This window comes from Thiocapsa bogorovii (genome assembly GCF_021228795.1).
Lineage (GTDB): Bacteria > Pseudomonadota > Gammaproteobacteria > Chromatiales > Chromatiaceae > Thiocapsa > Thiocapsa bogorovii.
On the sequence record NZ_CP089309.1, the window covers coordinates 4,498,926 to 4,511,052 of the forward strand.

10 protein-coding genes are annotated in these 12,127 nt (G+C 66.1%); 5 read left to right on the forward strand and 5 right to left on the reverse strand.

Features of this window, described 5'->3' with window-relative positions:
• Window positions 1–249: 249 nt before the first annotated feature.
• Both LT988_RS19935 and LT988_RS19940 read left to right on the forward strand, forming a co-directional pair.
• A complete protein-coding gene (locus tag LT988_RS19935) occupies window positions 250–714 on the forward strand; it encodes a CBS domain-containing protein (RefSeq protein WP_232407250.1) in 465 nt (154 codons plus the stop codon).
• A 176-nt stretch (window positions 715–890) separates the two neighbouring features.
• A complete protein-coding gene (locus LT988_RS19940) occupies window positions 891–1,739 on the forward strand; it encodes a c-type cytochrome (protein WP_232407251.1) in 849 nt (282 codons plus the stop codon).
• 8 nt (window positions 1,740–1,747) lie between these two features.
• Here LT988_RS19940 and LT988_RS19945 read toward each other — a convergent pair whose 3' ends face one another.
• The 5 genes from LT988_RS19945 to LT988_RS19965 all read right to left on the reverse strand — a co-directional run bounded on the left by LT988_RS19945 (window position 1,748) and on the right by LT988_RS19965 (window position 7,504).
• Window positions 1,748–2,002 carry a hypothetical protein gene (locus tag LT988_RS19945; RefSeq protein WP_232407252.1) on the reverse strand — a complete coding sequence of 85 codons (255 nt, stop codon included), beginning with the start codon at window positions 2,000–2,002 and terminating at the stop codon, window positions 1,748–1,750.
• Between the two features lie 52 nt (window positions 2,003–2,054).
• Window positions 2,055–5,189: an efflux RND transporter permease subunit gene (locus LT988_RS19950; protein ID WP_232407253.1), complete on the reverse strand. Its 3,135-nt coding sequence runs from the start codon at window positions 5,187–5,189 to the stop codon at window positions 2,055–2,057.
• Window positions 5,190–5,313: 124 nt separating this feature from the next.
• On the reverse strand, window positions 5,314–5,970 hold the full coding sequence (locus LT988_RS19955; protein ID WP_232407254.1) for a hypothetical protein: 657 nt from the start codon (window positions 5,968–5,970) through the stop codon (window positions 5,314–5,316).
• The gene (locus LT988_RS19960; RefSeq protein ID WP_232410621.1) at window positions 5,967–7,118 is read right to left on the reverse strand and encodes an efflux RND transporter periplasmic adaptor subunit; all 1,152 of its coding nucleotides are present in this window, start codon (window positions 7,116–7,118) and stop codon (window positions 5,967–5,969) included. Before LT988_RS19960 ends, LT988_RS19955 begins: the two co-directional genes overlap by 4 nt.
• Complete coding sequence (locus tag LT988_RS19965; RefSeq protein WP_232407255.1) at window positions 7,118–7,504, reverse strand: S24 family peptidase; 387 nt, start codon at window positions 7,502–7,504, stop codon at window positions 7,118–7,120. The genes LT988_RS19960 and LT988_RS19965 overlap by 1 nt, the downstream gene beginning before the upstream one ends.
• A gap of 299 nt (window positions 7,505–7,803) precedes the next feature.
• Here LT988_RS19965 and LT988_RS19970 point away from each other — a divergent pair, with 299 nt between their 5' ends.
• From LT988_RS19970 to LT988_RS19980, 3 genes are read left to right on the forward strand one after another with little or no spacing between them, the layout of a single operon-like run.
• Window positions 7,804–9,660 (forward strand): ABCB family ABC transporter ATP-binding protein/permease, encoded by a 1,857-nt coding sequence (locus LT988_RS19970; protein WP_232407256.1) that lies wholly within the window; start codon window positions 7,804–7,806, stop codon window positions 9,658–9,660.
• Window positions 9,657–11,273 (forward strand): histidine kinase, encoded by a 1,617-nt coding sequence (locus tag LT988_RS19975; protein WP_232407257.1) that lies wholly within the window; start codon window positions 9,657–9,659, stop codon window positions 11,271–11,273. Before LT988_RS19970 ends, LT988_RS19975 begins: the two co-directional genes overlap by 4 nt.
• Window positions 11,273–11,935 carry a response regulator gene (locus LT988_RS19980; RefSeq protein WP_232407258.1) on the forward strand — a complete coding sequence of 221 codons (663 nt, stop codon included), beginning with the start codon at window positions 11,273–11,275 and terminating at the stop codon, window positions 11,933–11,935. The genes LT988_RS19975 and LT988_RS19980 overlap by 1 nt, the downstream gene beginning before the upstream one ends.
• The last annotated feature ends 192 nt before the right edge of the window (window positions 11,936–12,127 follow it).

Sequence of the window (12,127 nt, forward strand, 5' to 3'; positions counted from 1 at the left end):
GCCTCGCCGATCGGAGCCGGTGGACAAGCCCGCGTAGGGTGGACGAGCGCAGCGCAGTCCACCAGCGCCGGCGAGGGATTCGGTGGACTTCGCTCTCGCTCGTCCACCCTACGGGCCGGTCTTGTAAGCGAGGCGCCCGGACGGCGATGATCGGCGTGGACCTGTCTATAATGCGCGGACGGTCGTCGCGAGACGTGCGTCTCTGTCTCGCGACTGCGGCCGACAACAACACAACGGAGGATGGCCTAGATGAAAGTCAAAGATGTGATGAGTCGATCGGTCCGCTCGGTGAATCCCGATACCCGGATCGTCGAGGTGGCGTCCTTGATGTGTCTCTATCGTTTTCACGGCCTGCCCGTGGTCGACAGCGATGAAAAGTTGGTCGGTATCATCGCCGAGCGGGATCTGCTTCATAGTCTATTTCCGAAGCTCGACAAGCTGATCGCCGAGGGGATGCATTCGGTGGACCTCGACAAGGAGATGGCACGCTACTCCGAGGTCCTGGGCTTGAAGACCGAGGAGCTGATGACACCCAATCCGGTGACGGTCGATCCCGAGATGCATGTGCTGCGCGCGGCGACCATCATGGTGCGCCACAACTTCCGGCGTATCCCGGTTGCGGACGAGGGGCGTCTGGTCGGTATGCTGAGTATCGGCGACGTGCACAAGGCGATCTTCCAGGCCAATGTGACCGGTGGATTGAAGGGGCTCTGAGGCTGCTTCGTTCGGTCATCGTCTTGCCGGGCCGTCGTGATGAGGCCCGTTTTTGCACGGCTCATGCCGGACCCGTGCCGGGTTGCCGGCCCCGCGGCGTGTCGAAGGTTCATGTCGTGCGGGGGCGAGCATCCTGCGGCCGGTCCGGTCCCGGTCTCTTCAGTTTGGAGGTCAAGATGTCTCGACCCGCATTTGCGATCGGCCTGTCCATCGCCCTCTCGGGCATCATCGCGACGGCGGCCTATGCTCAAGAATCGGGTGAAAACCCGGCCCTAACGCCTGCCGAGATCGCCCAAATCGAATACGAGCAGGTGATGGCGCTGACACCCGACCCGGAGAACGGACGCCGGGTCTATCTGACCTGTGCGGTCTGTCATCGGCCGGAAGGTTGGGGTGCGCCCGACGGGACCTATCCCCAGATTGCCGGGCAGTTGCGTCCGGTCATCATCAAGCAGCTTGCGGACATCCGGGCGCGCAATCGCGACAATCCGCTCATGTATCCATTCTCGGTCCCGCGTATCTTGGGCGGTCCTCAGAGTGTCGCCGACGTGGCGGCCTATGTGGCGCAGCTTCCCATGACACCGCAGAACGGGGTCGGGCCCGGGGTGGATTTGGCGTTGGGCCAGGAGGTCTACGCGGAGCACTGCTCCAAGTGTCACGGCGAGAACGGGGAAGGCAACGAGGCGGAGCATATCCCCGCGATCGCGGGTCAGCACTATCTCTATCTGATGCGTCAGTTCGATGCGATCCGCACGGGTCGACGCAAGAACTCCGACCCCAAGATGGTCAAGCAGATCGACGGCTTTACCCCGCGTCACGAGGCGGCCGTGCTCGATTACACCTCGCGACTGCGTCCGCCCGAGAGCAAACTGGCCGAAGCGGGCTGGACCAATCCGGATTTTCCGTCCTACGTGCGCGACCCGATGGGCATGCCGCCCGTGCCGCCGATGCCCGCGGGATTGATGGACGCCCCCACGCCACCCGAGCCGCCCGCGTATCCCTCGGTCCCGCCCGCCCCGAGGTAGGGGCGAATTCATTCGCCCATGCGGCGACCGAGGCATTGCCCGTAACTGCGGTCGTCGTGGGCCATCGCGGGATCGTCGCGATGGCGGGCTAGCCACTGTGCGCGCGTCAAGCCCAGGATCGCGGAGATCGCCCCGGGCGGCTCGACCTTAAAACCCGAGTAACGGGTCTGGTGCGAGAGGGTCAGGATCGCGCCGTCGTCCAGCCTGGCGTAGTAATCGATGCCCTCGACCGGAAGGTTGCGCGCGACGACCTCACGTGGCACTGGAAGACGTCGTCGGGCAAGACATGGCCGATCCACCAGACACGGGGGGCGATCACCGCGAAGCCTTCGATGCGAGGTCCACCGAGCCTGTCGGGGTCTCCGCCGTTGTCGGAGCGGCCAGGACCTGATAGACCAGGGGCACCAGCACAAGGGAGACCAGAGTGGAGAAGGATAGACCCGAGACGATGGTCACGGCGAGCGGTTGCAGCATTTCGGAGCCCTCGCCGAGGGCGAGCGCGAGCGGGAGCATGCCCACGACGGTGGTGAGCGTGGTCATGAGGATGGGGCGCAGACGCAGGCGTGCGGCCTCCAGGATGGCCGTGCGCGCATCCAAACCGTCACGGCGCTCGAGCTCGATGAACTCCACCAGCACGATCGCGTTGTTCACCACGATCCCGGCCAGCATGATGAGTCCGAGCCAGACCGGCATGGAGACCGGCAGCTCGGTCCATTGCAGGCCGAGCACCACGCCGATCAAGGCGAAGGGCACCGAGATCAGGATGATGAAGGGATTGCGCACCGACTCGTATTGGACCGCCATCACGACCAAGACCAGAAAGAGCGCGAGCCCGAGCAGGATCCGGCTCATGTCCTGGCCCTCCTTGAGCGTCTCCAGACCGCCGGCCTCGTAGAGCCGATAGCCCGGCGGCAGCGGGATCTCTGCCGCTGCGGCCAGCGCCGACTCGATCGCCTGCTGCAGGGTCAGCTCCTCGCCGATCGAGGCGGTGACCTCGACGATCCGTTGCTGGCGGTCGCGCAGGATGGTCGAGGGCTGGGCCAGGATCTCGACGGTCGCGACATCGCCGAGTCGCAAGGCGCGTCGCGGCTCGGTCTTGCTGAACAGCACGATGGAATCCAGGTCGCCCGGCGCGGCGATGTCCACCCGATCGAGCCGCAGCAGCAGATCGACCGCGCTGTCGCCGTCGATCAGCTCGGTGACGATACGGCCTTCCAGGGCGAACCGCAGCACGGCACCGACGTCCTCGATGGTCAGACCGAAGCTCGCGGCGCGTTGCGGGTCGAGCCGGATGGAGATCTCGCGGGTGACGTCCTGACTGCTGTGCTGGATGTTGCTCAGACCCTCGACGGTGGCGAGGCGCTCCACGACCCGGTCGGCGAGATCGGCGAGTGTGTCGAGATCCTCCCCGGCGATGCGCAGACTGACGTCGTCGTCGCCCTCGTTGAAGCGGATGCCGCGAATCCCGCGCGTAAAGAGCCAGGCCCGCAGGCCCGGGATCTCGAGCGCGCGGATCAGGCCTTTGACCCGGTCGATCCATTCCTTGCTGCCCACGTCGCGTTGCGCGGCCGGCTTGAGCAGGACCTGCAGGCTTGCGCGGTTGGCGCTCTCGAAGGACGAGCGCCCGAACACGAAGCCGCCGACGGTCGTAAAGATCGCCTCGACCTCCGGTTGCTCGGAGACGAGCGCCTCGATCCGGCGGGCCAGGCGGTCCATCTCCTCGAGGTCGACACCGGCGTCTGCGGTCAGGCTGATGCGCACGTCGCCCTCGTCGAACGCGGGCAGGAACTCCTGCTTGGCGCCGATGAGCCAAGGCACCGACCAGGCCAGACCGGCCACGAAGGCCAGGATGACGAGCCAGCGGATCCGCAGGAGCCGCTCGAGCAACCGCGCATAGCCGTCCTGCAGGGCCTGCATCGCGCGATTGACCAGCCCCCGCAGGGCACCCTCGCGGCCCGCCGGCACCCGGCCCGCGAGCGCCGGGACCAGGGTCAAGGCGACCACCATGGAGGCGAGAATGGCCGCCGAAATGGTGAAGATCAGCTCTTGAAAGAGCAGCCCGACGAGCCCGCCGATAAAGAGGAAGGGCAGGACGGCGGCCAGGTTGGTCGAGGTCGAGGCGATGACGGCGCCCGTGACCTCGCGGCTCGCGGCATCCGCCGCGACGACCGTGGTTTGCCCCATGCGCTGGTGACGATAGATGTTCTCGAGCATGACGATGGTGCTGTCGACCAGCATGCCGATGCCGAGCGCGAGCCCCCCGAGGGTCATGATGTTGAAGGTCAGGCCGTTGGCGGCCATGAGGATGAAGGTGACCAGGACGGCGATCGGGATCGCGGCGCCGATGATCAGGGTCCGCCGCAGGCTCCCGAGAAAGATGTAGACCACGGCCATGGCGAGCAGGGCGCCGCTGAGTGCGGCGTTGACGGCGTTGTCGAGCGAGTGACGGATGTAGCGCGCTTGGTCGTCGACGCGCTGGATCTGGATGTCCTCGGGGAGCTGGCCTTGCTCGGCGAGCCGCGTGAGCTCGCGGTCCACGGTCTCGACGACCGCGACGGTGTTGCTGAGCGGCTGCTTCTGGATCGAGAGCTTGATCCCCGGCTGGTCGTCGAGGCGGATGCGCAGACGCTCCTCGCTCGCCCCGTCGATGACCTGCGCGATCTCTCCGATGCGCATCTGGGCCATCGGGTTGTCGCCGGCCTCGGGGTTGAGGGGCAGGTCGATGATCTCCTGCACGTTTCTGAAACGCCCTTCCGTGCGACCCCCGATCTCCCCCTCGGGCATGCGCAGCCGCCCGGCCGCGACATCTTGATTGGCGGTGCGCAGGCGTGTCTCCAGATCCAGGATGTCGATCCCCAACCCGGCCAACCGGAACTGGTTGGCGACGACCTGTACCTCGCGCTCCAGTCCGCCGCCGACCTCGACCGAGGCGACGCCCGGGAGGGTCACGAGCGAGCGGCCCAAGGTGTAGTCGGCCCAGGTGCGCAGCTCCACCGGGTCGCGCAACGCCGAGCTGACGACATACTCGGCGACCGGGTGCTGGAAGGGGTCGCGCTTGTAGATGATGGGCGGGTCGTCGGTTTCCGGCAGGAAACGCTTGGCGCGGTCCAGGCGGGAGCTCGCGTCGCGCAGGGCTTCATCGATGTCCTCGCCGTAGCGGAAGGACAGATCGATGGCGCTGCGGCCCTCGGTGGTGCGCGACTGGATGGCGACGACGCCTTCGGTGATGGCGAGCTGCTCCTCGAGGTCGCGAGTGAACTCGTTCTCCATGACCTCCGCGGGGACGCCGGGGTCCAGGATGCGGACCTGGATGTCCGGATAGATGATGCTCGGCAGCAGATCGATGTTGAGCCGGGTGAGCGAGACTCCCCCGAGGACCATGACGGCGAGCGTCAGCGCGACGACGCCGACGGGGTGGCGGACCGACCAGGTCGAGATGTTGGTCAACATAAGGTCATTCCCGGAAAGCGCTCTACCCGCCGACGCTCGGTGGTGCTCCAGCCCCGTTGTCGTGATCGATTACGACAACGACAACGACGTCGGTTCGGTGATCAACGTGTTTCCGACACGTGACCTACTCGCCCGCCAGCTCCGTGATCGCCTCTTCCACGACCTTGGGTTCGGTCAGTGGATAGGGCGAGATGCGCAAGCGTTGCAGGCGCGCCTGGTAGGCGGTGCAGAAGTCGTTGTGGAAGGTCAGGAAGAGCGGGTGTGCGGTGAGGTCGCGAATCTCGTTCATGAAGTCGAGATAGTGACGGGCCTGGCCCATGTGGTAGGGCGACGGCTCTTCGCCCAGGCGAAAGCGCTCGATGCGCTCGTCCCAGATCGGGAAGATGCCGGGCGCGGCGAGGTGGAGCACCATCGAAGCCCCGACGACCGAGCTGAGGCTGGCGGCGATGGCGTCGATACTGCGCTCGCGCAGTGCGGCGCGCGCCGGATCCGGTCCGACCTCCGATCCGACGTCCGGGTCGCTCTGCGCGTCGGCGCGCGCGGCCTCGAAGGCGGCGACCGCGGACGCCAGCTCGCTCTGCGCGATCCGCACCCGCTGGGGCATCCAGGCGTAGGCGAGACAGGCCGCACGCAGGAAGGCCTCCGTCGGGCTCGTCGCCGGCGCGGCGGCGCTTGCAAGCATGACCGGGTAGGTGCTTAGACGCGTCGACTCGCGCGGATTGTCGCGATAGCAGCCGCTGCGCACTAGCTCGACGGCCGTGTAGAGGTGTTCGAGATTCATTCCGGGACCACCTTGACTGTTTTACCCTCGCTCAGGCCGAGAAATCCACGCGTGATAATGCGGTCGCCGGGTGCAAGGCCCTCGAGGATCTCGATGCGATCGGTGCTCTGCAGACCGCTCCTGACCTTTCGTCGGGAGGCCTGGCCTTGGTCCGTGATCAGCCAGACGAACTCGCCGTCGCGATCGCGGCGCAGGGCGCGAAAGGGGATCAGCAGACGCTCCACAGAGGCGGTCTCCAGCGTGACCCGCACGAACTGTCCGGCCTTCACGCCCTCGGGCGGATCCTCCAGCGTCAGTTCCACGATCCCCTGTCGACTGGTCTCCTCCAGGCTCGGATGAATGCGCAGGATCCGGGCGGGGAACGCCACCGCGCCGAGAGCGTCGATGCGCAATTGTGCCGGGTCGCCGACTCTGATCCGCGGCAGGATGAGCTCCGAGGCATACACCTCGGCGACCAGGGATTGCGGATCGGCGACCGTGAGAAGGTGGGTATTCTTCGAGACGAAATCACCCGGCTCGACCAACCGCTCGGTCACGACGCCGTCGAACGGGGCCCGAATCCGGGTGAAGGCCAGTCGGGTCTCCAGGAGTCTGACGTCGCCTCGGGCCACCGCGACGGCGGTGCGGGCCTGCGAGAGCTCCGCGTCCGAGGCGGCGCGCTTGCTGACGAGATCCTCGAGCCGCCGCACGTCGAGCTCCGCTTGCGCCAGCGTCGCACGCGCCTTGTCGAGCTCGGCCTGCAGGAGGTCGTCATCGAGCGCCACCAGGACCTCGCCCTCCCGAACCATGTCGCCCTCGAAGACGTCCAGCGAGGTGATCCGACCTTCTTCCTGACTGAAGAGGCGCACCTGGCGACGAAAACGCAGCGAGCCCGGCCGCTCGTGGCTGCTGGTCGTTGCGGCACGCTCCACGTCCACCGCGGCAACCAGGTGCTCGAGCGCCCCGCGGTCCGGGCCCGTGCTCGCCGGCGGGTCGCCTCCGGGCGAGCAGGCGATCACGGTCGCGGCCAGGAGCGCGGCCCCGATCGCGCGCGGGATCCTTTCGGGCCAACACGGCTTGCGCAGCCGGGCGCGGCGGGGACGCGCGGGCCGGGAGCGGCCGAGCGTGCCTTCGGCGCGCGGCGGCTTGTGTACGGCCTGGCCGATCATCACCGGCCGGTCAGATCCGTGATGGCCACCGTCGGCGAGGTCTCGGGCTCTTGCGAGTAGTCGTAGTGTTTGATCTTACGACGGATGTTGCGTTGAATGATGACCCCCAGGACGTGCCACTCCAGCCCGTCGAGCTCGATGTCGGGATAGATCCGGTTGACGGCGACGAGCCGCTCCGAGCCGTCGTCGCTACGGACATATTTGCGAAACCAGCGCACGCCTTCGACCTCGGCGAACACGAAGCTGTTGTTCGTGCGGTTGTCCGTCGGCTCGACGACGACGACGCAGCGATCGGGGAACTCGGGCTCCATCTGGTCGCCGAGCACCTGCAAGGCGTAGGGCTCGTGCATGCTGCAACCCGTGCTGTCCATTGTGGGATCTGCCATGATGCGTCCTCATTTATATCGGTTTGGTCGGTAGGCTCGCCGCGGCGAGCCGTTCGGATCACGAACAGGCGACACCTAATGAATCGCCCCCAGGATGAATCGCGTCCGAGGCGACCCGTGTTGCTGCCATGTTGTACTCGGCCATGGGGATTTCACCGTCCTTGGTGGAGTGGAAGCTTAAAATTTTATATGTTTTAAGAACTTAAACCGCGCCAGCTCCAGCAGTCGTCGAGTCTGCCGGGGCCGATCCCATCCAAAACCATCACATCCCGCGCCGGGCGCGGTTTAATAAGGCTCGCATGAACCGAATTTCCGCCACCGAGCGCATCCATGCCGACCGTCGAGATTGGCACAATCTGCGCGGAATGCTGCCCTATCTGTGGGAGTTCCGCGGGCGTGCCATGCTCGCGCTCGCCTGTCTGATCGCGGCGAAGGTGGCCAATGTCGGTGTGCCCCTGGTGCTGCGCGACATCGTGGATGCCTTCGAGGCCACGCCGAATCAGGTGCTGGTGCTGCCGATCTCGCTCCTGGTCGCCTACGGGGCGCTCAAGCTCAGTGCCTCGCTCTTCAACGAGCTGCGCGACGTGGTCTTTGCCCGAGTGCGCTATCGCGCGATGCGCCGGCTGTCGACCAAGGTGCTCGATCACCTGCATCGGCTCTCGCTGCGCTACCACCTGGGGCGCCAGAGCGGTGCGATCAGCCGTGATCTGGAGCGCGGGACCCGTTCGGTGTCGACCATTCTGAACTATGTCGCCTTCAGCGTCCTGCCGGTGCTGGTCGAGTTCACCTTGGTGGCGGTGATCCTCTTCAAGCAATACACCCCGGCCTTCGCGCTGGTCGTCTTCGGGACGGTCGCGGTCTATTTCACCTTCACCTTCGCCATCACCGAATGGCGCATGGACTATCGGCACCGGATGAACCGCTTGGACTCGGAGGCCAATAATCAGGCCTTCGACAGCCTCATCAACTACGAGACGGTCAAATATTTCGGCAACGAGCGGATGGAGCTCGAGCGCTACGACGGGACCCTGGCCGAGTGGGAGGAGATGGCGGTCAAGAGTCAGACCTCCATGTCGCTGCTGAATTTCGGGCAGGGCGCGATCATTGCGATCGGCGTCACCCTGATCATGGCCTTCGCGGCCAACGGCGTGGTCAAAGGCGAGATGAGTGTCGGCGACCTGGTCTTGGTCAACGCGCTCATGCTGCAGTTGTTCATCCCGCTGGGCTTTCTCGGGATCGTCTATCGGCAGATCAAGTATGCGCTCGCGGACATGGATCTGGTCTTCAAGTTGCTCGAGCGTCGCCCCGAGATCCAGGACGCCCCGGGCACCAAGGCGTTGCGCCTGCGCGAGGGCGACATCCGCTTCGAGCACGTCGACTTTCACTACCAGCACGAACGGGCGATCCTGCAGGACGTCGATTTTCGGATCGCGCCTGGCCAGACCCTCGCCGTTGTCGGCCACAGCGGCGCCGGCAAGTCGACCCTGGCGCGCCTGCTGTTTCGCTTCTACGACGTCACCGCCGGCCGGATCCTGATCGACGGACAGGATCTGCGCGAGGTCACCCAGGAGAGCCTGCGCGCAGCCATCGGCATCGTTCCCCAGGACACCGTGCTGTTCAACGACACCATCTACTACAACTTAGCCTACGGACGGCCCGAAGCGACCCGCGCCGAGGTGGAGCGCTGCGCCGAGATGGCCCACATCCGCACCTTTATCGAGAGCCTGCCGGACGGTTGGGAGACCATGGTCGGGGAGCGCGGCCTGAAGCTCTCGGGCGGGGAGAAACAGCGTGTGGCGATCGCGCGGGCGATCTTGAAGCAGCCGCGGATCCTGGTCTTCGACGAGGCGACCTCCTCGCTGGACAGCCACACCGAGCAGGCGATCCAGCAAACGCTCTCGGAGGTCGCGGAGAACCATACCACCCTGGTGATCGCGCACCGTCTCTCCACGGTGGTGGACGCGGATCGGATCCTCGTGCTGGAGCAGGGCCGCATCCGCGAGCAGGGGACGCACCGCGCGCTCTTGGAGGCCGGCGGTCACTATGCCGCCATGTGGGATCTGCAGCAGCGCGAGGGGCCGGACGCGTCGGCGCCGGGCACGATTGCCTCGGAGATGCGCGACGTGATGCCCGCGGATCCGGAGAAGTCGCCGTGAGCGTGCGTCAAGCGCGGATCGTCGCCGAGCGGGGCGAGGAGATCGAGGCGTCGCGGATCCGCGAGGTTCTGCGTGCGGCCGGTCTTGCCGTGCCCTCGGTCGTGGTCGGGGCGACGCTCGCCGCGGCGCTTTTTTTATTGACCCTGCAGGATGCGCGCCCGCATTTGGAGTGGGCGGCGCCGCTCGCGATGGCCGCACTCGTCGCCGCCGCGCTGGCCGTACTGCTGTTTTGGAGCCGGTTGCGCAGCCAACTGCTGCTGCCTCTGGTGCGCCTGGAATATTCGCTCTCGCGGGTCTGTCAGGGCGAGCCGGGCGCGAGCGACTCCCTGGACGATGCCGGTGTGCTGGCGCAGGTGGCGAGCGATATCCGCAGCCTGAACGAGGAGCTGACCGACCTGTACGAGGAGATGGACAACCGGGTCGCGCGCCAGACCATGCGGCTTGCGCAGAAGACGGCCTCGCTGAAGATCCTCTACGACGTGGCCGCCGGGATCCATCAAGCGGAGAGTGTCGACGAGCTGTTGCTGCGCTTCCTGCGGGTGTTGAAGGAGATGATCAACGGCCGAGCCGCCACCGTGCGTCTGGTCATGCCGGACGGTTCGCGGCGTCTAGTCGGCGCGATCGGTTTGGACGACGACCTGGTGCGCGAGCAGGATATCGGACCGGTGGATCTGTGTCTGTGCGGGAGTGTCCTCACACCGGGCGAGATCGTCTGCGGAAACGACGCGCGCTATTGCTCCAGGATCTACGGGCGGCGGATGTTCGCCAGCAGCGAGATGGAGGTCGTCACCGTGCCGTTGGAGCATCGCGACGAGCTCCTGGGCGTCTACACCGTCTTCGTCGACCGGCCCGGCTTGCGGGCCCGCGAGGACATCCTGGACCTGCTGGCGACCGTCGGGCATCACCTCGGGGTCGCCATCGCCAAGCAGCGCTCGGACGCCGACGCGCGGCGTCTTTCGATCGTCGAAGAGCGCAACTCGCTCGCGCACGAGCTGCACGACTCGCTCGCTCAGACCTTGGCGAGCCTGCGTTTTCAGTGTCGCATGCTGACCGACTCGCTGCGCGGGAGTGCGATCTCGCTCGAGGCGCGCAACGATCTGAGCCGGATCCGCAACGGGCTCGACGAGGCCCACACCGAGCTGCGCGAGCTGCTCGCGAGCTTCCGTGCGCCCTTGGACCGACGCGGTCTGGTGCCGGCGCTCGAGAAGCTCACCCGCCGATTCGGTCAAGAGACAGGCGCACATGTGCTGTTCCAAAACGACTGTCGTCCATTCGAGCTCTCGGCGAGCGAAGAGCTGCAGATCTTGAGGATTGTCCAGGAAACACTGGCCAATATCCGCAAACATTCAAAAGCGCATACGGTGCGCGTCCTGCTCACCCGCGAGCCGAGCGGTCAGCACGTGCTGTTGATCGAAGACGACGGCGTGGGCTTCACGACCCCGGCGGCGGGATCCAATCCGGGCGAGCACATCGGCCTGACCATCATGGAGGAGCGTGCGCGGCGCATCGGTGCTGAGCTGCGCATCGAGAGCGAGGCCGGGGAGGGCACGCGGGTGGAGGTGATCTTCGACGGCAATCGGCGCACCCCGCGCCAGGGGCGGGAGGCAGCCTGATGCGCGTGTTGCTGATCGACGACCATGCCCTGTTCCGCTTCGGGCTACAGGAGTTGTTGGAACGCCGAGGTATCCAGGTGGTCGCGGCGGTTGGCGACACCGCGATGGGCCTGCAGCGGGTCGCCGAGACCCTGCCCGACGTGGTCCTGCTGGACATGCGCATGCCGCATCTGGACGGGCTTGAGATGCTGCGTCGGTTGCGTGCGGCCCATCCGGCCATGCCGATCGCGATGCTGACGACCAGCGCGGAGGAGCGCGACGTGATCGAGTCGCTGCAGGGCGGCGCGCAGGGCTATCTGCTCAAGGATATGGAGCCGGATGCCTTGATCGCGGCGCTGGGCGAGATCGTCCAAGGCCGCACGGTGGTGGCGCCCGAGCTGGCTATCGTCCTGGCTAAGGCGGTCCAGGGCGAGGCTGCGGGTGTGGCCGCCGAGGGTCGCATCGCCGACCTGACGCCGCGCGAGCATGAGATCCTCTGCCATCTTGCCGAGGGTCAGAGCAACAAGGCGATCGCCCGGTGTCTGAATATTTCGGACGGGACGGTGAAGCTCCACGTGAAGGCGATCCTGCGCAAGCTCGACGTGCACTCGCGGGTGGAGGCGGCGGTGATTGCGGTCGAGCGCGGCCTGTGCGAGCGCAGGTCGAGCCGGGAGAACGGATGAGTCCGCGTCTGCCTCAATCCGAATTGAACGCATACCACTCCGGACGCGGTTGAGCCGCGCCCAGCGTGGCGTGCGATAGTGTTGGATGGGGTCGGCCCCGGCCGACTTGACGACGATTGGAGCCGGCGTGGTTTAAGATGTTGTAAAAATGACCTTTTTAAACCGCGTCCCCGCTAAGGGCCGTGGATGTAC